Below are 26,920 nucleotides of genomic sequence, written 5' to 3'. Positions count from 1 at the left end.
GGGGGTTAGGTCTGTATCCTAAGAAAGCCTTAAAAGACTCTGCACAGCTTGTTCTACATCGCTTTGTTTAACTAAAGATTCTCCAACCAAAACGGCACGAACACCAGCTTCAGCGACAAGAGATAAATCAGCAGGTGTATACAGTCCAGATTCACTGACGACAGTGATATCCAAACTTTGCAAATATTGCTGACGTTGCGCTAAAAGTTGCTGGGTTATTCCTAAATCAACCGTAAAATCTTCTAGATTGCGATTGTTGATTCCTACTAAATGTAAATCGTCAAGCTTAAGAACTCTATCCAGTTCAGCCAAAGTATGGACTTCCACCAGTGCAGTCATGCCTAAATCATGAATCACTCGCAGAAAGTTTTGCAGTTCTTGGTCTGATAAGATAGCGGCAATCAACAAAACTGCATCTGCGCCTGCTGTCCGTGCTAGATAGATTTGATAGGGGTCAATGATGAATTCTTTGCACAGTAGGGGTAATGCAACGTGCGATCGCACATTACGCAGATTGTCAAAACTGCCCTGAAAAAACTTATGATCGGTGAGGACTGATAGACAAGCTGCACCACCTCGTTCATAAGCTTGAGCGATCGCAACTGGATCAAAATCTGCTCGAATAATCCCACGGCTGGGTGATGCCTTTTTTACCTCGGCAATTAAGCTAGGTTGGTTAGGATTTTGTTGTAAAGCAGCTAAGAAATTTCGGACACTTGGAGCCGTAATTAACTGCTGTTGCAAAGAAGCTAAAGGAAATTCTTGCTGCATCTGTGCAACTTCTTGCCTTTTATGCAACACAATCTCTTCAAGAATATGGCGAGAAGCGGTAACTTGGTTAGTCATAATCTGTTAGCAGGGAGCAGGGAGCAGGGAGCAGGGAGCAGGGAGCAGGGGGCAAGGGCAAGGGGTGAGAATTTGAAACAAGTCTTTCCCCTTGTCCCCCATTCTCCTTGTCCTCTTCCCTATTCCCTATTCCCTATTCCCAATGGCTCTTTAATTTGTGTATATGCACGCACCACATTTTTAATGATTTCCAGGCCGACTTCTCCCGCTAAAGTCATGATTGATTCTGGATGAAACTGAACGGCGGCGATGGGAAGTGTCTGATGTTCAATACCCATAATTACGTTGTCATCAGAAATCGCTGTCACCTTCAGTTCTTGGGGTAAATGTTGCGGGAGAGCAAACAATGAGTGATATCTACCCACGTTAAAGGATTCTGGTAAATTCTTGAAGGTAACGGAATCGGAATCAGTAACGAAAATCCGTGAAGATTTCCCATGTTGAGGATAGTTAAGAACTCCCAATTGTCCATCAAAAGCTTCAACGATGCCTTGCAGCCCTAGACAAACTCCAAAAATGGGAATTTTGCGATGAAGAAGCGCACCGACAGTCTGGGGAACCCGAAAATCACTTGGTCTACCAGGGCCAGGAGATAAAACAACTAAGTCAGGGCGTTCTGTATCGAATAGCGATTCTGAGAAACCATGACGTAATGTGGTGACACTTGCACCGGTTTGGCGAATGTAATTAGCTAGGGTATGAACAAAGGAGTCTTCATAATCTATTAGTAAGATGCGTTTGCCAGTTGCCGCACAAGGTAGAATTTTAGCTGATTTTTTAGAACTGGATTCATCAATTTTGTGACTGCTTTGCTTAACACGGCGAATCGTTTCAAATAAAGCAGCAGCTTTAGTAATTGTTTCTTGTTCTTCTGCTTGGGGTATGGAGTCATAAAGGACAGTCGCCCCAACTCGCACTTCGGCGATGCAGTCTTTTAATCGAATTGTCCGCAGAATTAATCCAGTATTTAAATTCCCGTTGAAATTTAAATAACCGACAGCTCCACCATACCAACGTCGGGCGCTACGTTCGTGCTGTTCAATAAAATCTATTGCAGCTTTTTTGGGTGCGCCGGTGACTGTAACCGCCCAAGTGTGGGAAAGAAAGGCATCTAAAGCATCAAATTGCGATCGCAGTATCCCTTCAACATGATCTACTGTATGAATTAAATGGCTGTATAATTCAATTTGGCGACGACCAATGACTTGAACTGAACCAGGTTCGCAGATTCGGGATTTATCATTGCGATCGACATCAGTACACATGGTCAACTCAGCCTCATCTTTGTGCGAGTTGAGTAAATGACGAATTTGCACTGCATCGTCAAGAGCATCTAGTCCCCGGCTAATAGTGCCACTAATAGGACAAGTTTCTACCCGCTTCCCTTCAACTCGCACAAACATTTCTGGAGATGCACCAATCAGATATTCTCCACCTAAGTTAAAAATAAACCCATAAGGACTAGGATTTATATCCTTTAAAGTTTCAAATAGTTTGCTAGGTTCATCTTCATAGCCTTCAAAAAAGTTTTGGCTAGGAACAACTTCAAATAAATCGCCTCGGCGAAAATAATCGAGTGCAGACTCAACTTTTTTCGCATACTCGCCTACTTTATGGTCAGCAGTTTGATTAGGGGTAAGATGTTTTCCGCGATAATCAACAGACTCACCTGTTCGAGGAAGGTTCATCGTGTTGCCGTGCGCTGTTTGGAAATCATATTGCAGACGAAATGCGCGTTGCTGATAGTAATCAACCACTATCAATTCATCAGGGAGATAAAGTACCAAATCGCGTTGGTCTGTAGGACGTTCTAGACGTTGGGTAATTGGTTCAAACTGAAAAACTAAGTCATAACCAAAAGCCCCATACAATCCTAAATGCTCATCTTCTTGGCTAGAGAAAGTGTGTAAAATTTCCCGAACAACGGTAAATGCTGAAGGTTGCTTACTGCGCTCTTCTTCAGTGAATAATTTTTTGGTAGCTTTAACAAAGCCGACAATATTATTATTGTCTAGGGTAACTTTCTCCAGTTGGAGTGAGTTGGATAAACACTCTAATAGCAATGGTAGAAGTACCTGACCGCGTTCATTCAACGCTATCAAATTGAAAACATTTTCCTGTGTAGTTAATTCTAATGGTGGATTGACAAATCCGATTGCCCATCTTTTATATCTGCCTGGATATTCGTAGCTGCTTCTTAACAAACCGCCACGCTGAGAATTTAAGTGAAATAGAATATCTTCGAGGGCAGTGTCCATCTTCACTTCGGTGATGGAGCGAGAAACAATTACGCCGCCAAGGGTTTTGTAGGAACGGGAATTAAAAATCATGGGTAATTTCTTTGCAAGAGTGATTAGTCAAAAGCTATTAATGATTATTAGTAGTTATTTATAGGCAGATAAATAATTTAGATGATTCAATTTCAATCAAGCTATTTCAATCTGCGGATTATTGGTGGAAAATGTAATTAAAAACTTTTTGCTTCTTATTTAAGACTACTAGATATCAAGCAGATAATACATTGAATAATTTTTCGATTGGGTGTCAATTTATTCGATTTTTATACTAATCCTTTCTTGTCATTGCTGATCATTTTACTTGAGATTATCCGCCTATCTCAAAAGTAATATATTCTCTGGAACTTTAGGATTAAATCTATGCTTTTAAAATTCAATCTAGTCCTTAAATGTAACTTATAAAATCTCTTATTATTTCTCAGCGTTCTCTGTGCCTCTGCGGTTTAAAAATTTATTGAACCACAGAGGCGCAGAGGGCACAGAGTAAAGAGAAATATTAGTCCTACAATCCTAAAATTCCCGCAATAGTGATATTGCTTGCCTATATAACAACAAATTTACCTCATGAACTTCAATTGCTTTGCCAATACTTTTTAGCAAGGTTAAAGTCAATTCTCCACCCAAGTGTTCGCGGAACTCAGTTAAACCATGAAACAAACAATCAGGATGTTCTAGTTGTGATAACTTATGAGCTAGTTCTGGCACATACAACGTGAAACCTAACGCTGATAAAGTATCTAATATCCGTTGCCATTCTGAACAATCAAGCAATCCTGCTAAATAAGAATAAGTGCTATCCAAAGCAATACCGATCGCAACAGCTTCGCCATGACGCAAGCGATAATTTGTCAAATGCTCCAGTTTATGAGCCGCCCAATGTCCAAAATCTAGGGGACGAGATGAACCCATTTCAAAAGGATCGCCGCTATTGGCAATATGTTCTAGGTGCAACTGGGCACAACGATAGATAACCTGTTGCATAGCATCCATGTCTCGCCGCCCCAGGGCTTTGCTGTGAGAGTGGATAAAATCGAAAAACTTACCATCCTTAATTAGCGCCACTTTGACGGCTTCTGCAATCCCAGAACGCCAATCGCGATCGTCTAGGGTTGTCAAGAACGCAGAGTCATTTATAACTGCATAAGGTGGCGCAAATGTGCCGAGAAAGTTCTTTTTACCAAAGGCGTTGATGCCGTTTTTTACTCCAACCCCAGAATCATTTTGCGCTAATACCGTTGTCGGAACCCGAATCAGACGAATGCCCCGGTGAGCAGTTGCAGCAGCATATCCTACCAAATCCAATATTGCCCCGCCCCCGATCGCTAACACATAAGAATGACGACATAATCCGGCTGTTTCAATGAGTTGCTGGATTTGCTCTACTAGAGTGCGATCGTTTTTGGCAGCTTCTCCTCCCGAAATTATCATCGGTTCGGCTGCGATCGCTAGTACTTCTCCATAAAACTTGGTATACGCAACTAATTGCTTCACCAATTCCGGTTGATACTTTAATATTCCTGCGTCTACCACCGCAACTATTTTCTTCGGCTTTGTCTCCTCATCTGCCGAAATTACTTGCGCTAGCGTCGGGTTTTTCAACTCAAATAAATTTTGGGTGAAGTAAATCTCATAGTTAAAAGTAACCGAAACACGTTGATGAATTAATCTATTTTTTTGCTTGATGTCAACTATCATATTTTTGCAGGTATATCTAAAAGTGCAGTACTATTCAAAGCTTCAAGGAAAACCTCAACCGAGTGAGAACCATTTACCTTGACTTGATTATTCATGATGAAAAACGGCACGCTGTTGATGCCATTTAAGCGAGCAAATGCCGATTCAGCAACAACTGTATCAACGACATCGCGATCGTTTAATTGCAACTTTAATTCGGTAGCATCCATCTGGTATGCTGTACCGATGGCAACAATAACGTTAATATCTCCAATATTCAAACCCTCTTCAAAGTAAGCTCTATAAATAGCTTCAACGACATCATTTTTTATGTTTGTCGGTGCTAATGCAATCAGTTGGTGAGCAAGCTTAGTATTGACAGCCAAACGGATTTTTTCAAAATCTAGCTTAACCCCAGCCGCCTCCCCTGCGCGTTGCGTATAATCAAACATCTGTTGCATTTCTGGCGCTTTAATGCCTTTTCTATTTTGCATAAAGCTACTAAATTCGTACCCCTCAGCAGGAACAGTATCATCCAGAAGAAAGGGATGCCATCGGATATTTACTTCTTGTTCTTGCCATTGTGCCAGTGCATCAAACAGATGTTTTTTCCCAATTCTGCACCAAGGGCAAACGGTATCATGAAAGATGTCTATCAGCATAGTTTTGTTACTTAAATGCTAATATTTGTGTACATCTGTGGTTTAAAATCTCGTTGGAGAGACGTTGTGTGTAAAGGCTGTAAAAAAGTGTTTATTTTTTCTTCAAAAAAACTTTGAGTATTTTCAAACTCTTTAATTAATGCCTCTCTATCCTTTCTAGCCACCAGTCTAGCCAATCGGCTGTAAGTTTTAGCTAAAAAGCTAATAGCATTACACCTTTCTTCAGTCGCTAGCATAATATCAACGCATAAATTAGGATTTTGCGAAAATAAACGTTTCACAATATCAATCTCTTGACGATAGTTAGGAGTTGACATTGTTAAACTCTGCTCTATCTCTACTCTTGATTGTGCTAAGAAAACACCAAGACTAAATCTACAGAAATGCTGCGTGGCTTGAATAATCACCATCATTTGATCGTGTTCTTCAGGTGTGCAAACAATTAATTCACCACCTTTAGCTTTCAGGAAATCTAATAGCCATTGAAATGAATCATCATTTCGGCCTGGACAAACTACCACTTTTTGCCCCAAAAACGATTTGATATTTGGCCCAAACATTGGATGTAAGCCCATAACGGGGCCGCAATGGTATTCGAGCATTGCTTGATTAGGCTGTATTTTAATACTTGTGATGTCACACAAGGCTGTAGTTGGAGCAAGATATTTTGCTGCTCGTTTGATAACATCAACTGTATGTTCAATAGGAACACTTACTAATACTAATTCTGCCTGACTTAACAGTTTATCTGCGTATTCCCAACCATCATGTTCAAGAACGCTAACATTGTGACCTACTACTGAAAGTTGCTCTTTAAATAATCTTCCCATCCTGCCGTGTCCACCGATGATGGTAATTTGTCGGGGACTGACATGATTTGTGGCAGATTTAGGGGTAAGACTGGCATGACAACTCTTTACTACATCCGCCCAAACAGACTCAGGAATACCAGCTTGAGCGAGTAGGGGAGCGACATCAGCCAGTTGTTCATCTAAAGAAGGCTGTTCTGATGCTAATAATGATATGCGATCGCTAAGTAAGGCGATCAAGCTCTGGTCAGTTTTCTTAAGCTGATCTGAATAAGAGGATTTCAGAGGCATTTTTCGCGTCCCCAATTTTCAAATATCAACAAGTGATTCTTTAGAACTTATTTCTGGTAAAATATCCAAGTTTGTTGCTTTTTTAGCGATCGCATCAGCAAATAGCTCTTCATATCGGTCTAGCGCTTGCTCAAAGGAATAGTTTTCTACCGCAAACTTTCTTCCTTTACGTCCTAATTGCGCTGCTAATTCCGGCTGATGATATAAATCTAGCACCGCCGCAGCCAAAGCATCTGCTGACTCAGGCTCAACGATAACACCACCACCACTTTGTTTGATAGCTTTGGCAGCAGTGCCGGCGGCGGGAACCGAACCCACAATTGGGCGACCACTAGCTAACAACAGTGGTATTTTAGAAGGCATATTGAAGGAAATCACATTCCGCTTTTGGACAATCAACCCCACATCTGCGGCTGCTAACATTTGTGGTAGTTTTTCTCGGACTTCCAATGGTAAAAGTAAAACGTTATCTGCACCACAAGCAAGACAATGTTTCTGCAACTTTTCGAGGGCTTGAGATTCGCCTGCTACGACAAAGACAATTTCTTTTAGATGACGTAAACGCGCTGCTGCTTCTATTACTGTTTCCAAACCTTGCGTGAGAGCAATATTACCTGAATAAAGTACTACAAATTTACCATCGAGTTGATGGGTAGCTCTCCAAGAGTTATTTTCCTTTGGTAAAGGGCGGATAAAATTTAGATTTACCCAATTGGGAATGCAGGCAATTTTATTAGCAGGTACACCTTTATTTTTTAAATTATCTACAAAGCCATCGGCAATTACGCTAATGGTATGTGCAGTTCGGTAAGCGAATTTTTCTAAAGCTTCCAAAGCTTTAATCATCAACTTATTCTTAATTAGCCCAACACGCACACCAGCTTCTGGAAGGATATCTTGCACATTCAGTACTACCGGGCAGTTGTATAGCCAACCTATCAAAGTTGCAGGTAAACAAACTAGTAGCGGTGGTACTGTTAAGAGAATTACATCAGGTCGCTCCCCCTTGAGCGCTTGTGGCAAACTTGTAAAAACAAAGCTCAACTCTAGCAGTAGGCGGTCTACGAGGTTGGGTTTAGATTTAATCCGCAGGTAACTACGCTGAATTTTGACACCATTTTTCTGTTCAGTAACATATAACTTACCTCGATAACCGTCGTAAATCTGGCGCTGAGGATAGTTAGGCATACCTGTAATTACCCGCACTTGATGCCCTCGCTTCACCAGCCCTTCCGCTAGTTCAGTCATCAAAGGTGCAATACCAATTGGTTCTGGATGATAGTTGTATGAATAAATCAGAATTTGCATAAACTATTAATTTCTTGGAAGCACCTTGATAATGTTGGCTTTGTTGTGTTTGTTTTTTCCTTGTTGATAAGGTGAGTGCTGCCCACCTAGTGCTGTCAAAGTTAGTTTGGATTAGACTGTAAATTTCTATTCATTAACTAGTACTTTATCAAGCGATCTTTGTAGTAAGTACTTTAGTCCTTAGATAATAAAGACTAAAGTTATTGCTACGAACTAGCTTACGCATCAATGCTATTCAAGCAAGTATCGAAACTCAGTATTGTTTTTGCAGTTCTTTATGTAAACTGAAGACTGGCTTTTGTTGTCCACGTTTCCGCAATGTGACGGTAGCAGCCCCAAGTCCAAGCAATGCTAAACCTAATGCTGAACCAGGTTCAGGTACTTGCTTTCTGTCTTCTACGTTTAGCACTTGGACACGACCTTGGAAGAAATCGCCCACATAAAGCTTGCCATCTTTGTAGCTTGTGCCACCCGTCCAGTTAAATCTGCCGGGAGTGAGGTCGAGGGGGTTGCCAAAAGGAGGGCCAGTTAATGCTGGAGGCGGTACTGGATTACCTGATGCATCGCGTGCATTTTCACCGAAGGAAGTCAAGAAGTTACCGTTTTTATCAAACACCTGTACGCGGCTATTGATAGAATCAGCTACATAAACATTCTCTTGGTCGTCCACTTCGATGCCTATTGGCTGAAGAAGCTGTCCAGGACCGCTACCTGCTGAACCAAATGCCAACAGAGGATTACCATTGGGATCAAGTACTTGAACGCGGTTGTTATACTGGTCAGCTACAAAGATATTTCCACTAACTGGGGAAATTCTTAAACCTGCTACACCTTGAAATTGTCCAGGTGCAGTGCCCACAGTGCCACCAATGACACCAATTTGCTGTCCGTCTGATGTGAATTTAAGGATTCTTTCGCCATTAAAATCACCGATGTACACGTTGCCAGTTTTGTCAAACGTTACACCAGATGGCCCAAAGAAAAGCCTACCCTCTACGAGAGGGGTAAATTCCCCATTTGCAAAGGATCTAATAAAGTTACCCTGAGAATCGAATTGATTGATGCGGTTGTTGTAAACATCACCTGCATACAAATCCCCTGTTACGGGATTAAAGTCTACAGTTGTTGGCTCATCAAACTGTCCTGGCCCTGTGCCGCCGGAGCCAATTGCTCCAATATACTGACCGCTTGGACTAAATTTCTCAATTTTGTTACCGAGGTTGTAGTTAGGAGTACCATCCGGGTTAACACCGCGTCCGTTAGCTATGAGGGTATTCCCTTGGCTATCCACCGCTATCCCTTGAGGGACAAAGAGTTCTTCAGGGCCAAAGCCGGGGCTACCAATACTTCTGTCGTAAGTTAATGTTACAGCCTTGGCTTGGGCTACTGTTGCCAACACTATGAATCCGGTACTGAGAATGCCGATTGACAAATTTTTGACTAATCCCATCAGTTTTAAGCCTTGGTTCTATGAGGTATACTCTTTCCTAGACTAATTTCGTTCCCAGTCCCGGTTTGGGAAATCTAAAATTTGGGCTGCTGCCTCTTGTTTGAAATGCAACTTTCTCTGTGAGGCGGCAGCCTATTCTGTAAGCTTTACCAGGAATTAGACAGTCTCTGCTTTCACTAATTCTTTGCTGCGTTTGCGCTTCAGCATTGAAGTTGCACCTAAAGCACCAGCTACTATCAGACCCATTGCAGAGGTAGGTTCGGGGACTTTGGTTACTCTCGGATCAATCTTGATAACTTGTCCTGTGCCTGCAAGTCTGGCTCGGTTTGCAATATACAAATTACCATCAGGTCCATAGGTGATACCAGAAGCGGCTTCTAGTCCATCACCACTCCAGATTGTTTCACGAGTTCCATCGGTGGCTATTTTGATCAAAGAACCACTAATATCACCAGTGATAATACCGCCCTGTTGAATTTCTTTCCATTCGGAACTATTGATGTGTTGCAAGGCGTACAAATTGCCGTCAGGGTCATAAGCTACGCCAGTCAGCTGTGTAAAGCCATCGGCGATAACATTTGATTGCAAGGTGTTGGGGTCAACGCTAAAGATCCGCGCTTCACCTTCTGGATAAGGAAAATAAGTGTATTCACTAACTGTTAAACTGCCATCTGGAGCGATCGCAATTCCTGTCGGTACTGATTGCTGTGTGATTGGAAGCGTAGATGGATCTACACCAGGCCCAAGATCGGGGAATTCCAGTTTATTTCGATCTATCACTTTCTCTGGAACTGCGGCTACGTTCTTAATTCCACTGCCATCGAGTCCTACAGTATATATACTGTTTCCGCCCCCATCAACTACGTAAGCAGTCTCACCTTTAATTGCAAGAGCATAAGGGTTAGAGATTATATCTGTACCATCAGGATTAAATGCAGTTTCGTATTTTCCAAAATCCGCAAGAGTTGTCAATCCACCAGTACTTAAGTCTACTTTGTATAATTTACCAAGGTCAGGCGATTTTAAAACGGTATCACGATTGGTTGGATCGCCTGCAAGACCGGTCAACAGATAAGCGTTACCGAGAGAATCAAATTTAATATCCGCAGGGCCGGCTGCTTGTTCTCCAGAAGGCGATAATGCTAAAGAAGTGAGGTCAGAAATTATATTTGTTTTTGTACCATCCTGAGCAATTTTAAGCAGGGAGCCATTTTGACCAGCACATAAAGGAATATACCCGGCGCTAGGAGATGGAATACATCTTCCATCTTTTCCATCACCACCAGAACCACTTTCTGTAACATAAAGATTGCCAGTAGAATCAAAGCCGATTCCGCGTGGATTACTAAGACCATCGGCAACTACTGTTAGGCTTGCAGCTTCGGCTGATTTTGGTGCAGAAACAGCAGCAATGCAAACAGTTAAAAGTGTAAGAGTAAGTGATTTGAGTTTCATACCTTTGGAGATTGAGAGTTAAGTAAGTGGAAACTTTATGGGTTTAAAGACAACGAATCCCAGTCTTTGAGGAACGCGCAATTGGTTTGAAACTCTTTAGTTGAGATTTATCGAAACAGAATTCAGGAGTCAGGAGCCAGAATTCAGAATGAATTCTGTACGACTGGTGGATAGCGCAGCATCTCGTAGAGAGCGTCTTGATTCTGACTCCTGTTAGCGGTAGCGGGGCGTTTAGCCCATTCTGACTTCTGAATTCTTCTTCAAGGGAGGTGTGGGGATTCTCTTCTTGTGCAACCAACCAACGCCCAAGGCTGCGATCGCTAATACGCCTAAAGTAGAATCAGGTTCAGGGATAGATTTGGTATTCTCAATTTTGAGAACTTGTCCAAATCCAGGGCGATCGCCTCGGTTTGTGACGTATACTGCACCATCAGCACCAATAGTCAAGGCGCTAGGTGACTCTAATCCATTGCCACTCAGCAGAGTTGTGCGAGTGCCATCGGCAGCTATTTTGATGACAGAACCATCAAAATTCCCCTTCCAAGCCGACTGATTGGCGTACTGCAAAGCATATAAATTGCCTTCAGTATCAAATTCCAAGTCGGTGAGTTGGGTAAAACCATCGGCGAAGACTGTTGCTAAACCATCAGCACCAACTCGATAGATTTTTGCCCCACCTTCAGGGAAGGGAAAACCAGTAAATTGGCTGACGTAATAAGCACCATCGGGGCCTTTTGCCACATTTGAAGGTACTGCTTGGGTTGTAAACTGCGCTTGTACCTCTTCACTTTGAGATGGCACTTGCGACGGTTCATTGGACGGGGAACCGGAGGGTGGGAAGACGGGATTAGCTAATATGTCTTCAGGGAATGTGGTAATAGCTTGCAAATTTCTACCGTCAGTATTAACGCTGAGTAAGTTGTTTGCACCTGCATCAACTGCAACTAACTTATTGCCATCTATGACAAAACCCAAAGGATTGCTACCGACTTCACCACCATCGGGATTGTTGGCGAGTTCATAGTTAGCTAAATCGGCAACACTCGTCCAGGAATTGGTTTTAAAATCGGGAGCGATGATTTTACCGAGGTCAGTGTAACCTAAATTGCGATCGCGAAAAACCGGATTAGCCCCATATCCAATCAGAACATAAGGTTTACCTGTAGCATCAAATTTAATATCACGAGGGCCTGCGCCTCCAGTGCCATCTGGTAATGCTAAGGAAGGAAGTCCTGTAAGTATGCGTTCGGTCTTACCATTCTCAATTTTGGTAACTGCTCCACTTGTGCCATAGCATAGAGAATCGCCTTGACCGCTTGCTGGTGGAACGCAAGCGCCACTTCCCCCTATTCCCGCCTCTGTAACATAGAGATTACCATCAGGACTAAAGCTCAGACCACCGGCATTATATAGACCGTCGGCGATTACTGAAAAGGATGCGGCTGACGCAGCTTTCATTCCAGAAAAAGCGGCAACACAAAAGGTGAGGATAGTAATAGTGAATGGCTTCAGTTTCATGTGTTGCAGGGAATTGAGGTAGGAATTTTAAACGCAGAGGAACGCTGTAGACGCTTTTGCGGCTTGCCGCAGGCTGGGAAGCGCAGAGGGTCGCTGAGGTTTTAGTTAGTAACTAGTGATTCTTGGATTTTTGGCAGATAGCTCATTCCTCGATCAAATGATTTGAGGTTGCCAGCTTTGGCTTCGAGTAAGCGTTTTATGTTCATGCTCTCAGCGCCAAAGTCTTCAATTTGAAGTTTGCCGTGGCTAACAGTTCCATCTGTTTTCCAAAATGTGATTCGATGCAGGATGAAACCAGAAGCTTCGGGGTCAGCGAAAGCATAAGCGGTTGGGATAAGTAACGCTACAGAACGCTGATAATATTCGTATTCTGGATAAAAGTATTCTTGTTCAAGTAAGTAGTATTTACTCAAAGAATGAACTCTCACGGAAACTTTTACATTCTGGTCATATTCATCTTTGAATTCACCTGATTCAGAAGTAATATCACCATTTAGGCGTAACAGATGTGCCCACTCATCTATATTTTGTAAGTCTTTTAAGTATTCAATACCGATTTCAATTGGGGCATCAACATAAATGGTGTCAGTATCGATAAAGTGGCTTCCTTTGGCTGCTGAGGTCAGACCAGCTTTGCGTTCCAAATTACCTTTGAGAGAACGACATTCAGAAGTATGGACTGTGTGAATTCCTTGCATAATCATCTGAGTCTGCCGTTTGGGATCGACAAAGCTCAACCAGTGAAAATACACGCCTTTTTCATCTGTCCCTGGCTCAATGTAGTCAGTGGGAAACAGCAAAACAGGATAAACTTGAAAATATTTTTGGTACTCTAATCCACAGTGCCATTCAATGCCGTAAAAAAGCGGATTTTGGAGTTTTTTAACGTGATAATAGAGATTTTTGTGATAACCCGATGCAGTTCCGAGCCAGGTATCTTCATCAATTTGCTCTTTCATCCGGCTATAAAGAGTCCATTCATCCAAGTTCTTTAAACTACAGAGATATTCAAATGCACTCTCTGGTGAAGTAGCAATGTAAGCTGATGTTGCAAAAGTATTTTTTTCCACTTCTCACTCCTTAAGATAATAATTAAGCTGCGATCGCTTTAGATTTGCTGCGCTTAATATTGTTGATGCGGTCTTCTGCTAACCGTTTAGCAGCATCGTTGGTAGTAACTCCCTGCTCTTTCGCAATCTCAAAAATTGCTGACAGGGTGTCATAAATGTTATGCACTTGCTTGAAGGCTTTTTCTTCGTCATAACCAATCATCTCGTTATAAACGTTGATTAGTCCTCCAGCATTAATTACATAATCAGGGCTGTACAGAATCCCTTTTTTAGTGAGCATTTGACTATGTAATTGCTCATTTTCCAATTGATTATTAGCCGCACCAGCAATAATCTGAGCTTGGAGAAAAGGAATTGTATGACTGTTAAGAATTCCTCCCAGAGCGCAAGGAGAAAAGATATCTACATCAAGAGAGTAAATTTCGGTTGGTTCTACAACGGTTGCGCCAAAAAGCCGTTGTGCTTCTTCTGTTTTGGCTGGGTCTACATCGCTAACAAAAAGCTTGACATCATGCTCATGTAAGTGGCGACAAAGATTTTTGCCGACATTACCTAAGCCTTGAACTGCAACTTTCATGCCATCAAGTCTTTTGCTCTGCCAACGAGACTCTACAGCAGCTTTAATTCCTAGAAAAACTCCTAATGATGTGATGGGAGCAGGCCCACCAGATTTTTCTGAGACTCCAACAACATGGTTAGTTTCTTGGCTGATTGTTCGGACATCATCAGGGGTAATATTGACATCTTGCCCAGTAATAAAACGCCCATTGAGGCTGTTAACAAAACGTCCGTAGGCTCTCAACAAATCATCTGTTTTATTTTCAGGATTAGCAATAATAACTGCTTTGCCTCCACCAGCCGGAATGTTTGCACAAGCAGCTTTATAAGTCATCCCCCGACTGAGACGAAGTGCATCTTTTAAAGCAGCTTCTTCGTTGACATAAGGCATGAGTCTTGTAGCTCCCATTGCTGGGCCCAAGGTCGTGTCATGGATGGCAATAATTGCCTTAATTTCGGGATTTTTACCATGACAAAAGAGAACTTGCTCGTGACCCATTTCTCTAACAGTTTCAAATAGCAGCATCTTGACCTCTCGATATTGTTTGGGATTGGTTAGAGAAAGTAATTAGCATTACAAAATGTAAAGATATAGACACAAAATCAGGTTGGAATATTAAGATTGAGTGAAGTTAGAAAGCAAATATTTGAAGTTCCAGTTTGGTAAATGTAGTTGCTGGAATAAGAGAATGAGAAAACGAACCGCAAAGGGCGCAAAGAGCGCGAAGGTAAGAGAGTTGTAAATGGTTTTTGCATCAGTATCGTGAATTTTTGAAAGATTGTGATGCTCTCGTGTTTTAGTCTCTTGCCGTCATAAGATTACTTATCTATTCCTTTGCGGTTCGTTAGAAAAAAATCGAGCGTTGCCAGCAAAATCAAACCATTGGAAATGAAACTTGCTTGGCTCCATTTTTAGCTGTTGATTTAATTCCTTGTGCTGCCAAACTCTTATTACGTCCACCAGAAGGTGCTGGGCGATCAGCGTCAATTACGACATCAATGAGAAAGGGAACAGATGATGCGATCGCTTGTTCTAATGCCGCTTCAATATCCGACTCTCTAACAACTACGATCGCTTCTGCTCCCATCCCACGAGCAATCATGGCGAAGTTTGTCGGTGGAAGTGTGGCATCTGCGCCCTTTAATCCCAAGATTTTCATCCCTTGATGGCACATGTTATAACGCGCATCGTTGAGAACAATCCAAATCGCTGGAATTTTGTATTTCACGGCGGTGCTGATTTCGTTATTCATCAGCATTGCTCCATCGCCGACAATGCCTACAGCTTTGCTATTGTTTGCCAGTGCTGCACCCAACACTCCAGTAACGGCGTGACCCATTGCGCCGACTCCGGTGCTGACTCGATAACGATTGGTTTCGGTAAATTGGAGTAGATGGGTTGACCAAGTAAACGAGTTACCACACTCCGCCATTACTACTGCATCGCTACCTTCAACAATTATCTTTTGAATTGCTGCCATCAATACTTCTGGCCGCACTGGATAATCTACGTCTGGTGCAGGTTCAATTGCTTTGCGTTCTGGATGAGGTAGCGACAAAGTTGTGGAACGAGGAGCATCTGGAAATTGCTCCAATAACTCTTCCACAAAAGCTTTGATATCAGAGCGAACTGCGAAAGTTTCAACGTGGGGATAGGCTACACCTGGCACTTCTGGGTCAATATCTACATGGATGAAACCTTCTTTTGGAACTAGTGCAGAACTCCAAAAGGAAGTCGGTTCGCCAAGGCGGGTTCCTAATACGAGTGTGCGTTGTGGAGGTTGCTGTTCCATATAAGTTAAGACGGAAGCATGACCGCCTAAACCTGTGACACCGACAAACTGGGGATGATCTTCAGGGAAGATACCTTTACCACGGGGTGAACACATAACGGCTGCTCCCGTTTTTTCAGCGAGTTCAAGGATTTCCTCTGCTGCTTCACGCGCACCGAAACCAACCCAGATAGCAAAGGGGCCAGATGATAATAACTCTACCGATTTAGCGATCGCTTCTTTGGAAGCAGTCATCGGAAACGGAGTAACATCTAGTTGGGGTAATGCTACATCCTCAACTAAACTTGTCTGCACTGCGGTGGGAATACTCAAATGGGCAACAAATCCACCTGGTTGCGCCATAGCTAAAGCAAGTTTGCGGAAAATCTGCGGTAGTTGACCCGCAGATTCAATAGTGATTGCATAGTTGAATAGCGCTCCTGGCGTAAAAATTCCCCCACTGGGCAATGTATAAGTGCTGGTTTCTTGAATTGCCCAACGTCCACGCTGCGGTGCAGAGGTGCAAGCTGATAGCAAAATTACCTTTGCACCTTCACCACGAGCCGCAAATAATCCGGTCAGCGCGTTAGTGATCCCCGGCCCGGCTGTGGTAAAAACTACAGTGGGGCGATTATTGGCAAAGTAAGCTTCGGTGGCTGCAAAGGCTGCTCCCGCTTCATGGCGGAAGTTCAACACCTCGATACTGCTATTTGATAGCGCACCCCAAAGGCTGGCCATCGCGCCACCAGCGACACCAAAAGCGTAGCTTACTCCCAAATTTACCAACATCTGAGCGATCGCATCGGCAACTGAGAGCGTTGCTGGTGTTTCATCATTTAAAAAAGGCTGAGTTCCCCCGTTATTCTCCGATTCATCAAGCTGACGAGAAGATTCTACATATCTATTTGCTGGAAATTCTTTGTATGGCTCAGTAGTGATGAGAGGAGAGTTGGAACCAGTATAGTTTTGACTCATGGTTTCACTTAATTACATAAAGTTACACAAAGGCTTTTTACTTTACAATCACAGCGCTAGCAATATTTAATACGAACAACTCTGTTGTTTATCACAGCTATGACCGAGTTTGATCGATAGTAGAAACGGTTGATTGCTGCTGATTGATGGTTGTGATAGCACTACCAAAAAATTTTTGCAAAGCATACAGCAAGTAAGGCTGTGCTTCTAAGAACCACAATAGAGGGGATGATAACTGATATGCAATCAAAAATCTTTTGATGGAGGTGTCAAATTTTTCGTTTCTACAATACTTAAGTAGGTTGGCAGGGAAAAACTAAATAATGTAAAGGTATGTAAACAAGCTATTAAGCTTAACTCAAGCATATCTCAGAGTTTTTACACAGTTGTCTTTAATCACACCAACCTATTCATTAAACTGTCTGGAGAGGTTATTAATTTCTGATGAATACTACAATAAAAGTATATCTGCAATGATAAATCTTTCGATAAAAGTGGCAATTCTTTCGCTTGTATAACTATTGCAACATTTTAAACTTAGCGATTCTGAAAAATTTATATTCTGCGTAGGCGTAGCCCAACCTAGGCATCGCTACTGAGCTACATGACCAAATTTACAATAGAAAATCTTTTGATAAAAATGACAATTCTTTTACTTTTTTGCCCAGGTGCTTACAAATTAGCAACTGCTTGTCTTCCGTATAAACTCTTGAATTTGCTTTGTAGCATAAGCCGAGCTACAACAGTTTAGCGGTCTTTATATTGCCACCAAAAACTCATCGAGTCAATTATTTGTAACGATAAAGACATAGTTACTTCACTTTTTATATATCCTGTGAGAGATGACTAAGCGTTGAGTAGGTATTCCTTGAGAAAAGAGATTAGGTATTTAAGTCTAAGAGGATGTTTGAAAAGTCCTCTTCTTGGTAGCAAAACATTCTAGATCCCCCTAAATCCACGCCAGTTGCTCATGGGGGAAACCCCCTTCTCTACGAGACGCTCCGCGAAGGCGCTAGCCTCTCCCTTTGGGAGAAGACCGCACTGGCTCCCCTTAAAAAGGGGGACTTTGACTCCGGTTCCCCCTTTTTCAAGGGGGGTTAGGGGGGATCTAAAAGTGTCTAAAGTCACAGCGAAATACTTTTCAAACAACCTCTAAAGCCTTTTAAAACTCCCTTTCTAGCCTCTGGCGATTTATCAACAGTTACGTAGATTTCGACTAAAATGTTGCTTTATGACAAAATAAACACAAACTTATACGTGTTTTTTTAGTCCATTTGTATTTCTTTTGACGGATGACGTTTTTTCTTAAAAAAAAATTTAGATATAAAATTATACGCTAATTTATACGTGTTTGTGTTATGTAAATGTATTTCTTGCGACGGATGACTAAGCATATTCTTCTATAGTTAAATCCCTGATAGAGTAAGTTAAGATAAGTTAAGAAAATGAACTAATGAGTTAAAATTTTTTGATTAAAGCCTAGCCAAGCCCGGTAAATTCATTTATGTTGATAATCAAACGACTCTACAGTAGTATTTGGTCAAAGTCCTTTCCCTCGGAAAGGGTAAGGAACAAAAATTTTTCTCATTTAACCGTTTACCAGTCGAAACCCAGTAACTTTGGGTTGGTGAACCATTCCTTAGCTATGGTGCAGGCTACATCTCTTTACTTGTTAAAGGTACACAAATTTCCGCAGTCCTGTACTAGGACAGTTTGGCTGAAATAAGCCACCCATTTTAAATGTATAAAATCCTTACTTAACGGGAATTGCGAATTACGAAAAGTAGTATTAGTATATCATTTAAAACATTTTTTCTACTTATAGATTGAGAATTTTCAACTCTTAGCTAATAAGGTATATTGACTAATCTAGATTTGATTTGTCTATTTTTTGCATTCCTCAAAATTTGTTTAAGTCAATAATAAATTTTAAATTAAATATTGAATTTTTTCAGGAAAAATTGGTTAAATTATTCCCTTTTTATTGGTATGATAAGTTTTGTTAAGTCCGTTAGTAATATTTTTTAATTTACTAACTAATTTTATTTTTTAACTGCCTAACACTGCACCAGAGTTTTTAGTTAGTTATGACTATCAAACTCATTAATGGCTATGGTGCTTATTAATTACCAGGAGCAAGTAGGGATATGAATTCTGGCGATTATAGATTAGCTAAATCAAACACTCAATGGCCACTACAGCCAGAAATAGAAATGAAGTTTGCTCACTTTCTAATAAATCAAGCTGTAGATGCTGCCTTTTGTTTAGGAGAAAATGCACAGTTTCTCTACGTCAACGATGCCACTTGCCAGATGACTGAATATTCCCGTGAGGAATTACTTTCCATGAGGTTGCAAGATATAGACGTAGATTTTTCTCTACATAACTGGTCAAATATTAACTCAGAAGGTTCTCTTACCTTTAAATCTCGCTACCGCACAAAAGGAGGGCGGATCTTTCTGGTAGAAATATCCATTAACTATGTAAAACAACAAGATATAGAATTTGGCTGTGCTTTTGTTCGAGAAATAAGTGATGAAATAGTAGAACTGAGCGTGCAAAAGTGGACTGATGAATTAAGGGATGCCAAAGACAATTTACAGCAGGAATTTTCTCAACTAAAATCAAAAGAAATAGAACTACAAGCATCTCTTTCTTTGCTTCGTTCTACTCTCGAATCTACTGCCATTGGTATTGTTGCAGTTAACTCTGAGGGAGATATTCTGAGCTTGAATCAGAAATTTGTGGATATGTGGCAGATCCCGGAGTCCCTAATATTATCTAAGAAATGTCCTCGATGCAAAGCCTTTTTTGAGAATCAACTTAAAGATCCACAAGCCTTTAATCGACTAATTTGGGAAGTGTCTAGCCACTCTGATTTTGAGAGCTACGATATTCTGGAATTGAAAGATGGGAGAGTTTTTGCACACTACTCAAAACCTCACTTGTTGGATGGCAAAATTATTGGTAGAGTCTGGAGTATTTGGGACATTACTGAATCGAAACAGACTGAAGAGGCATTGCGGCTAAACGCAGTTAGATTTCGGACTTTAGCCGAAACAACAGATACCAGCACTTTTCTAATTCAAGGTACGCGGCTTTGCTACATAAATCCAGCAGTAGAGCAACTGACTGGTTACACAAAAGAGGAACTGTTAACGGGTTTTGATATTCGCCGACTGATTAAAAGCAAAAGACGCAGGCAGGTACGTAAGCAGAGTGAAGCAACTAACTTTGAATACCAGGAGATGAATATTCTGACCAAAAGCGGTACAGAGCGATGGCTAGCTTGTGCAGTTGTAATGCTAGATGGAGTGCTAGATTTTGGTGGAAAACCAGTAGAAATGATTGCAGGCATTGATATTACCGATTACAAATATGCAGAATTAGGTCTTAACCAAGCTTTAGAACAAGCAAAACAACTTAGCGAACTTAGAGCGCGTTTTCTTTCTATGGTTTGCCATCAATTCCGTACACCGTTGAATATTGTTTCATTTTCTAATAGTTTATTAAAGGAAGAAGTAGACAAACGTACACAGAAGAAAATCCAACCACTGCTGGATCACATTCAAAAAGCTACAGAACAACTTGGTCAGATGTTGGATGATATTTTATTTTTCTCAAAGGCAGAAGCAGCAAAAATAAACTATGAGCCAAAGCCACTTGAGTTAGTTGATTTCTGTAAGGACTTAGTTGCAGAAATGCAGATGAGCATTAGTAAAGTTCCCATTAATTTTGTCACTCAAGAAAATTCTCTAACAGCCTGCATAGACAAAAAACTGTTAGAGCCGATTTTGAAAAATTTGCTCGATAATGCAATAAAATATTCTCCCTCCGGTATGACAATTGATTTGAGACTTTCTTGCGAAAATGAGCAATTAATTTTCCAGGTTGAAGATAGAGGTATTGGTATTTCAGCACTAGATCAACAACGAATATTTGAACCATTTTACCGTGGAACTAACATCGATCACATACCTGGCACTGGACTAGGACTGTCAATTCTTAAAACCTTGGTAGACTTACATCATGGTCAAGTATCTGTGGAAAGTCAACTAGGTGTGGGCACTACGTTTACTGTGACGTTGGCATTAATCAAGTCAGAGTTTAGTAGTTCCGAGTTATGAATGTTGAAATAAAGATTAGTTATTAATTAACAACTTAACAATCACAACTCTCGGAACGAACTAATTAAGCTTATGCCTATTTTCATACTCACAAAAAAGTTGAGTATAGTACGGTGTAAACCTAACTAAACTAGGCAAAATTCCGCCACAGTTTAATATTAACCAGCTTCTGCAAAAGTTATGGTAATAAAAAATTATGTACGAATCGTCAAATAAAATTCTCGTCATTGAAGATGATAATGTTACCCGCGATCTTTATTTAAAAGGTCTTAAGGCTAAAGGTTTTGATACAATCAGTGCTGACAACGGCCTTGCTGGTATTCAACAAGCAAAAGAGTATATACCCGACTTAGTTATTTGCGATATCACGATGCCCGATATGGATGGTTATAGCGTTTTAAGTAGGCTACGCCTAGATCCTGTTACTGCAATTATTCCTTTTATTTTTCTGACTGGGAGTAGTAACAAAGCAGATGTTCGCAAAGCTATGGAATTGGGAGCAGATGATTATCTTACCAAACCCTCGACACTAGACGAATTGCTTAGAGCGATCGCTATCCGACTAGAAAAGCAAGCTACTCTGCAATACTGGTGCGCTATGAAATTTGAGAAAGCTCCAAAATCAGTATTTGTAGATAATACTCCAAGTGCGATCGCACCTGAAGAACCCACGATCCCTTCTAAGTCAATATTTCCCTGTATTCCTCAATTAAAAGAAGTTTTCGACTTTATCGAAGCCCATTATCATCAAGGAATTACTTTGTGTGATGTGGCTGTTGCTGTTGGTTACTCACCTGCTTACTTAACTAACCGAGTCTCAAGGCAAACAGGAGAGACTGTAAACTGCTGGATTGTCAAACGCCGAATGGCAGGCGCTCGTTTTTTACTCCAAAATAATAATCAGACTATCGAGAAGATTGCCAAAGCATTAGGTTATCAAGATGTGTCTCATTTTTCTCGTCAGTTTCGCCAACATCACGGTTTACCTCCCCAAGCTTGGCGCAAACAGCATCAGCTTGTATCCCAAAAACAGGTGAAACTATGGTGACAGTAGATTTTATCAGAAAAATGGGTTTAAAACCCCGTGTTTCCAGCACGGCTTTTAAAGTAAGGAGTAATGAGTAAGGAGTAATGAGTAATGAGTAAGGAGTAATGAGTAAGGAGTAAGGAGTAATGAGTAATGAGTAATGAGTGGATGAACAATGGGTATTTACTCATTACTTATTACTTATTACTCATTACTCCTTCTTAAAGAGTGCGTACCCTTCTCCTGACGGAGACGCTGCGCGAAGGGGAACGCCAAGAACGAACACGGCGGTGAGGATGTCAAACAAATAATTGTGTAAACTCATATATTAAATCCACCCTGCCCTTACGTAACATAGCTGGATCTAATCTTTCAGTAGTGTTACAAGTCATCAAGACAACTAATCGTTGCTGCATCTGGATACCAGACTCATCAATGACACTTTGATACAAAGTACCATCCAGCAAACTGAGAATGTGTTCGGTTTTGTTATTGTATTGCGCTACCTCAGAAGCGCGGTTTTGCGCTAGATTATCAGCTTCGTTAATAACGATACAAATACGCTCTATGTAAGTTGGGGGAACAAAATTAGCGATCGCATCATGATCTAAAATAAAAATTACATACCCTAAAGGTACAAGAATTTCTTTTGCTACAGCTTGTGTCCAGACTGTTTTACCAGTACCTGGTTTCCCATGTACAACAACCGCTAACTGGTTTTGATTCAGAATCGCTTGCTGTACAGCATCAGTAAACTGTTGGATATCTGCCGGAAATGTGCGAATGGGAAATTGGCTGTGAACTTTACCTACACGACTTTGATATCCACTCAGCATAACTGCCAAGTCGTAAGTCGCCTTGTTAATTAGTGGGGCAAGATTTCTCGCCATTAAACTATATTGTCGCCGCCCGCGATCGTAGGGATCAATTTGCAACCAAACGTCATGCTTTGCCCAATAAGCATAAACAGTATTAATCACATCTAAGCGTTCCCAGCTAATAAATCTATCTATAGGAAAATAAAAATCTCTTTCTGAATAATACTGAGTAATAATGTCAGGATTACCCAACACACCCAAAACTCGCAGAACAGTAATTTCTTGCAGCCGATTAAGAACATAATCAATGGGAATGCTACTACGACTGACAAATTGAACGATAGGCGTTTCCGTACTCAAAACATCTTTGTAGCGATGATCTGGTGATTGGGGATCTGGTGTGATGTAATTCCAAAATTTTTCAACTTCGTAGCGGGTATTGTCAGATACAATATTTAATAAATTAGCCCACCAAGCATAATTATTTCGCCCCAAAATATCAGCAACATTACTCGCTAAATTCAAACTTTTTTGAGTTAATTCGCGGGAGTCACTATACAACAGTTGCCATAAAAAACCCCAATCTAACTCTCGGTTAAAGGGTCGCCACCCACTAGCAAGCAAGCTTTGGCGGGTATTATTTGTAGGAGTGCCTTCATTGCTTCTAAAATAGTCAAAATCCATATTTGTTTAGTTATGCAGCGTTAATAGAGTTATTCTGTGTTAAATATGAGATTTTAAAATTTTCTTGTAATATCGACTACTTGCATACAAATGGTAATTTTATTTTCACCGTGCTGTACTGGCTAGGAAGTTTTTTTAATCTAACTCATTACTTATGTAACATACTGTATTACACAATAACTACCTGCGTCAACTTTTTTGACAAAGCAATTACCTCTTAATGTCCCTCTGCCATTTATCCATCTCTACACTTTTGACTAATATCATGTCCGAAAGCACATAATCCCACTTTTGGCTGATGCCAAAGTTTCTCTCCCTGATAGCAAGGTGAGGTTCCGAATATTACCGATGAAGAAGGCAGGTATGCTGTGTTGCTGAGGCTTCAACGCCAGCTATTGCAAATTTGTGTAGGTATCTATCCAAGCTATAGGACAATGCAGTTCAGTTAAGCATTTCTTTATTCTCTCAGTGCCCTCTGTGTCTCTGTGGTTCGTAAAAAAAATTGACTTTGACAAAGAGTTTTAGCCTTAACTGAACCGTATTGAGCTATAGGACTCATATTTGATTTTTGAAAAAACTCCGTACAACTCAAAAACCATTCTTTCCTATTGCCTCTTACCTCTTTCTTGTCCACGCGAACAAAAATCAAATCGAATTCCTATATGTAGAGACGCGTTAACGCAACAAGACATTAGCGTAGCGGTTTGAAGCCCAGTGCAATTTCGCGTCTCTTCTTGTTAATCAAGTTGAGTATTTGCCATTAATTTCTATATAACCCTCTGAAAGATCGCAACCCCATACAGTTGCAGAAGCTTCACCAATATTGAGGCTAACATGAATATCTACTTTGTCTCTGGACATAATTTGCCGCAATTGTTCCAGATTTTCATTAGTTAAACTATTAGGATAAACTTTCACGTCATCAAAACTAATAACAACTCGTTCTGGATTTATCTGCTGTTCATTTTCACATTTACCTATAGCCATCGCAACTCGTCCCCAATTCGGATCTGCCCCATAGACGGCGGTTTTGACTAATGGTGAATTGACAATTGCTTTAGCTACTTTTTTCGCTTGTACATAATTAATAGCTGAATCTACAGTCACCTCAATAATTTTGGTGGCACCTTCTGCATCTCTGGCAATTTTCAGCACCAATTCTTGTGCAACTTCTTGCAATGCGCTGGCAAAATCTGCTTCTGAAACTTCACCGGCTATTCCATTAGCTAGAATCACGGCGGAGTCACTAGTAGAAGTGTCAGTGTCTACACTCAAGCAGTTAAAGGTTTTATCTATAGTAGAGCGAAAAATAGAACGAAGGCTATTTGCAGAAATTGCCGCATCAGTAAAAAAGAAAGTTAAGAGAGTTGCCATATTAGGCTCAATCATGCCAACACCTTTGGCAATTCCTACCAGCTTGGCATTTCCTATTTGTCGTGTAGCTAGTTTTGATACTGTATCGGTGGTCATAATACCACGGGCTGCGGCATTAAAATCAGCAGGAGTCAATTTTTTCCCCAATCCTAATAAACCTGCTCGAATTTTTTCAATTGGGTAACACCTGCCAATTACGCCTGTAGAAGCTATCACCATATTATGTGCAGCAATTCCAGTTTCCGTTGCAATCAATTCTAAAACTTCTTGGGCATCAGCAATGCCAACAGCACCATTAGCGACATTTGCATTTTTAGATATAACGACAATTCCTTGTACTTGTGAATCTTTTAAGTTGTCGCGGCTAATAGTAACGCTTGGCCCGGCGAAAAGACTTTGAGTGAAGACTCCATCAGCAACACAAGGAACTGATGATTTAATAAATACAAAATCATCAGTTGTATCGCGTATTCCTAAATTAGTAATAAATGCACTAAAACCTTGGGGTGCGGAAGATATAGTTGATACCATTTTTCTAGATTTAATAATTTACTTTAATTATCTCATACCATTTGCAAAAATATTTATAACATCAGTTATTAGAGATGTATATCTATCTAGACACCTCTAATAATTTATGTGTAGGATAAAAATTAGGAAATTTTAAGAGAACCTAAATACCTATAAGAAATCAGTTAATGTAAGGGTAAATGTTGTCCATCCGTTACCGCTTTCTACTTGAATGTTTCCTTGCAATTGTTCGACTAATTTTTTTACTATAGCTAAACCTAATCCAGAACCACCTTGATTCCAGATATCTGCATTGGGGATGCGATAAAATTTTTCAAAGATTCGTGGTAACTCTATTGCTGAAATTTCTGCGGAATTACTGGTAGTAATAATAGTTTTTGCAGGCGTTTCCAAGGAATTGTGACTTACACTTAGGATAATTTCACCACCCGCAGGTGTGTATTTACAGGCATTATTAAGCAATTCTATTAAGATTCGTTCTAAGCTTATGCCATCTGAGAGCAGGGACGGGAGATTTGAAGGCAGATTCAACTTTAGAGTTTGCTGATGTTGTTGAACACGGATTTGAAATGGCTCAATTATCCAAGTTAAGAACTGCTGTAAGAGCAACGCATCTGGTGTTATAACTGGATAAGATGAGCTTTCTAGCCGTTGTAAGTCAAGTAGATCGTTAATTAATCCTAACTCGCGATCGCACTCGCCTTCCATCAGTTCTAGATAACGTTGAGCTTCCTCGGTATCAGTAGACAATTGTATCATTTGAATCATTAGCTTCATATTACTCAGAGGCGATCGCAGTTCGTGAGAAACTAAATTTAAAAAGTCATTTTTGAGTTGATTTATCTCTTCCCATTGCAACACAAGTTTCTCTTGCTCAATTTGCCTTTGACGCGCCTCAATCGCTCGTTTGCGCTCAGTAATATCTCGAAACACTAACACAGCACCCATTATATTATCTTTATCATCTTTAATTGGTGCAACGCTGTCATCAATTGGTATTTCTCCACCCTCTCTAGTAATCAGAATAGTTTCTGCTGGGAGGCTGACGATAATGCCATCTTGAAGGACTTTTACGATCGGACTTTCAATAGAGTTATGAGTATCTGCATTAGCAATATTGAATACTTCTGATGAATTTCTACCATAAGCTTCTTCCTGTTTCCATCCAGTCAGATTTTCAGCAACCGGATTCATGAAAGTTACCAATTCTTGCAAATCGCTAGCAATCACACCATCGCCTATACTTTTTAAAAGTGCATCCAGCCATTTTTTACTTACTTTTAATTGCCTTTCTAAACCATGTTTAGTGAGAGCTATTTCAATATTTGTTTGTAGTTCTCTTTCTTTAAAAGGTTTGAGTAGGTAGCCAAACGGTTCAGTTATCTTGGCTCTTGCTAATGTTTTATCATCTGCATAAGCCGTTAAGTAAATTACTGGAATATCCAAATGCTTATGGATTTCTTGGGCAGCTTCTATCCCATCCATTGACCCTTTTAATTTAATATCCATTAACACTAAATCTGGGGATATTTCTACTGCTTTGTTAATTGCTTCTTGTCCTGAAGAAGCAATTACAGGAACTGTATAACCAAATTTTATAAGTCGATATTGTAAATCTTTTGCAACAATAGCTTCATCTTCTACAACTAAGATTTTTGCAGATGTCATATTTTA

At 40.6% G+C, this 26,920-nt stretch carries 18 protein-coding genes; 2 read left to right on the top strand and 16 right to left on the bottom strand.

The window, feature by feature from the left end; all coding sequences use genetic code 11:
* Positions 1-18 precede the first annotated feature (18 nt).
* The 13 genes from trpC to FD724_RS40435 all read right to left on the bottom strand — a co-directional run bounded on the left by trpC (position 19) and on the right by FD724_RS40435 (position 16,935).
* On the bottom strand, positions 19-846 hold the full coding sequence (gene trpC, locus FD724_RS31045; protein ID WP_179075278.1) for an indole-3-glycerol phosphate synthase TrpC: 828 nt from the start codon (positions 844-846) through the stop codon (positions 19-21).
* Between the two features lie 119 nt (positions 847-965).
* Positions 966-3,176, bottom strand: coding sequence for an anthranilate synthase (locus FD724_RS31040; RefSeq protein WP_179075277.1), 2,211 nt, complete (start codon positions 3,174-3,176; stop codon positions 966-968).
* Positions 3,177-3,653: 477 nt separating this feature from the next.
* On the bottom strand, positions 3,654-4,838 hold the full coding sequence (locus tag FD724_RS31035; RefSeq protein ID WP_179075276.1) for a 3-dehydroquinate synthase: 1,185 nt from the start codon (positions 4,836-4,838) through the stop codon (positions 3,654-3,656).
* Positions 4,835-5,479 carry a DsbA family oxidoreductase gene (locus FD724_RS31030; protein WP_114080650.1) on the bottom strand — a complete coding sequence of 215 codons (645 nt, stop codon included), beginning with the start codon at positions 5,477-5,479 and terminating at the stop codon, positions 4,835-4,837. The genes FD724_RS31035 and FD724_RS31030 overlap by 4 nt, the downstream gene beginning before the upstream one ends.
* Before the next feature lie 11 nt (positions 5,480-5,490).
* Positions 5,491-6,579 carry a bifunctional chorismate mutase/prephenate dehydrogenase gene (tyrA, locus tag FD724_RS31025; RefSeq protein WP_179075275.1) on the bottom strand — a complete coding sequence of 363 codons (1,089 nt, stop codon included), beginning with the start codon at positions 6,577-6,579 and terminating at the stop codon, positions 5,491-5,493.
* A gap of 18 nt (positions 6,580-6,597) precedes the next feature.
* Positions 6,598-7,887, bottom strand: coding sequence for a glycosyltransferase family 4 protein (locus FD724_RS31020; protein ID WP_179075274.1), 1,290 nt, complete (start codon positions 7,885-7,887; stop codon positions 6,598-6,600).
* A gap of 253 nt (positions 7,888-8,140) precedes the next feature.
* Entirely contained in the window at positions 8,141-9,337 is a 1,197-nt protein-coding gene (gene scyF, locus FD724_RS31015; protein WP_179075273.1) for a scytonemin biosynthesis PEP-CTERM protein ScyF, read from the bottom strand.
* Positions 9,338-9,493: 156 nt separating this feature from the next.
* The gene (locus tag FD724_RS31010) at positions 9,494-10,792 is read right to left on the bottom strand and encodes a ScyD/ScyE family protein (protein WP_179075272.1); all 1,299 of its coding nucleotides are present in this window, start codon (positions 10,790-10,792) and stop codon (positions 9,494-9,496) included.
* Positions 10,793-11,023: 231 nt separating this feature from the next.
* Positions 11,024-12,310, bottom strand: a complete 1,287-nt coding sequence (locus FD724_RS31005) for a ScyD/ScyE family protein (protein WP_179075271.1) — start codon at positions 12,308-12,310, stop codon at positions 11,024-11,026.
* 101 nt (positions 12,311-12,411) lie between these two features.
* The gene (gene scyC, locus FD724_RS31000) at positions 12,412-13,380 is read right to left on the bottom strand and encodes a scytonemin biosynthesis cyclase/decarboxylase ScyC (RefSeq protein ID WP_179075270.1); all 969 of its coding nucleotides are present in this window, start codon (positions 13,378-13,380) and stop codon (positions 12,412-12,414) included.
* A gap of 22 nt (positions 13,381-13,402) precedes the next feature.
* The gene (gene scyB / locus FD724_RS30995; RefSeq protein WP_179075269.1) at positions 13,403-14,464 is read right to left on the bottom strand and encodes a tryptophan dehydrogenase ScyB; all 1,062 of its coding nucleotides are present in this window, start codon (positions 14,462-14,464) and stop codon (positions 13,403-13,405) included.
* 349 nt (positions 14,465-14,813) lie between these two features.
* A complete protein-coding gene (gene scyA, locus FD724_RS30990) occupies positions 14,814-16,685 on the bottom strand; it encodes a scytonemin biosynthesis protein ScyA (protein ID WP_179075268.1) in 1,872 nt (623 codons plus the stop codon).
* A 97-nt stretch (positions 16,686-16,782) separates the two neighbouring features.
* Positions 16,783-16,935, bottom strand: a complete 153-nt coding sequence (locus FD724_RS40435; protein WP_159402607.1) for a hypothetical protein — start codon at positions 16,933-16,935, stop codon at positions 16,783-16,785.
* A 1,897-nt stretch (positions 16,936-18,832) separates the two neighbouring features.
* On the opposite strand from FD724_RS40435, the gene FD724_RS30985 reads away from it, so the two are divergent.
* The gene (locus FD724_RS30985) at positions 18,833-20,812 is read left to right on the top strand and encodes a scytonemin biosynthesis sensor histidine kinase (protein ID WP_179075267.1); all 1,980 of its coding nucleotides are present in this window, start codon (positions 18,833-18,835) and stop codon (positions 20,810-20,812) included.
* 196 nt (positions 20,813-21,008) lie between these two features.
* Positions 21,009-21,860: a response regulator gene (locus tag FD724_RS30980; protein ID WP_179075266.1), complete on the top strand. Its 852-nt coding sequence runs from the start codon at positions 21,009-21,011 to the stop codon at positions 21,858-21,860.
* A gap of 278 nt (positions 21,861-22,138) precedes the next feature.
* On the opposite strand, the gene FD724_RS30975 is transcribed toward FD724_RS30980, so the two are convergent.
* The 3 genes from FD724_RS30975 to FD724_RS30965 form a co-directional block, all read right to left on the bottom strand.
* Positions 22,139-23,341, bottom strand: coding sequence for an AAA family ATPase (locus FD724_RS30975; RefSeq protein WP_114080661.1), 1,203 nt, complete (start codon positions 23,339-23,341; stop codon positions 22,139-22,141).
* A 741-nt stretch (positions 23,342-24,082) separates the two neighbouring features.
* Positions 24,083-25,246: a bifunctional glutamate N-acetyltransferase/amino-acid acetyltransferase ArgJ gene (argJ, locus tag FD724_RS30970; RefSeq protein WP_179075265.1), complete on the bottom strand. Its 1,164-nt coding sequence runs from the start codon at positions 25,244-25,246 to the stop codon at positions 24,083-24,085.
* A 150-nt stretch (positions 25,247-25,396) separates the two neighbouring features.
* The gene (locus FD724_RS30965) at positions 25,397-26,914 is read right to left on the bottom strand and encodes a response regulator (protein ID WP_179075264.1); all 1,518 of its coding nucleotides are present in this window, start codon (positions 26,912-26,914) and stop codon (positions 25,397-25,399) included.
* Positions 26,915-26,920: the final 6 nt, after the last annotated feature.

Origin of the sequence: Nostoc sp. C057, assembly GCF_013393925.1 — a bacterium.
GTDB lineage: Bacteria > Cyanobacteriota > Cyanobacteriia > Cyanobacteriales > Nostocaceae > Nostoc > Nostoc muscorum_A.
This window is presented reverse-complemented; position numbering and strand designations above follow the sequence as displayed.

Coding starts and splice junctions, on each gene's coding strand:
- trpC (WP_179075278.1), bottom strand. CDS start 846: ATGACTAACCAAGTTACCGCTTCTCGCCATATTCTTGAAGAGATTGTG.
- FD724_RS31040 (WP_179075277.1), bottom strand. CDS start 3,176: ATGATTTTTAATTCCCGTTCCTACAAAACCCTTGGCGGCGTAATTGTT.
- FD724_RS31035 (WP_179075276.1), bottom strand. CDS start 4,838: ATGATAGTTGACATCAAGCAAAAAAATAGATTAATTCATCAACGTGTT.
- FD724_RS31030 (WP_114080650.1), bottom strand. CDS start 5,479: ATGCTGATAGACATCTTTCATGATACCGTTTGCCCTTGGTGCAGAATT.
- tyrA (WP_179075275.1), bottom strand. CDS start 6,579: ATGCCTCTGAAATCCTCTTATTCAGATCAGCTTAAGAAAACTGACCAG.
- FD724_RS31020 (WP_179075274.1), bottom strand. CDS start 7,887: ATGCAAATTCTGATTTATTCATACAACTATCATCCAGAACCAATTGGT.
- scyF (WP_179075273.1), bottom strand. CDS start 9,337: ATGGGATTAGTCAAAAATTTGTCAATCGGCATTCTCAGTACCGGATTC.
- FD724_RS31010 (WP_179075272.1), bottom strand. CDS start 10,792: ATGAAACTCAAATCACTTACTCTTACACTTTTAACTGTTTGCATTGCT.
- FD724_RS31005 (WP_179075271.1), bottom strand. CDS start 12,310: ATGAAACTGAAGCCATTCACTATTACTATCCTCACCTTTTGTGTTGCC.
- scyB (WP_179075269.1), bottom strand. CDS start 14,464: ATGCTGCTATTTGAAACTGTTAGAGAAATGGGTCACGAGCAAGTTCTC.
- scyA (WP_179075268.1), bottom strand. CDS start 16,685: ATGAGTCAAAACTATACTGGTTCCAACTCTCCTCTCATCACTACTGAG.
- FD724_RS30985 (WP_179075267.1), top strand. CDS start 18,833: ATGAATTCTGGCGATTATAGATTAGCTAAATCAAACACTCAATGGCCA.
- FD724_RS30980 (WP_179075266.1), top strand. CDS start 21,009: ATGTACGAATCGTCAAATAAAATTCTCGTCATTGAAGATGATAATGTT.
- FD724_RS30975 (WP_114080661.1), bottom strand. CDS start 23,341: ATGGATTTTGACTATTTTAGAAGCAATGAAGGCACTCCTACAAATAAT.
- argJ (WP_179075265.1), bottom strand. CDS start 25,246: ATGGTATCAACTATATCTTCCGCACCCCAAGGTTTTAGTGCATTTATT.
- FD724_RS30965 (WP_179075264.1), bottom strand. CDS start 26,914: ATGACATCTGCAAAAATCTTAGTTGTAGAAGATGAAGCTATTGTTGCA.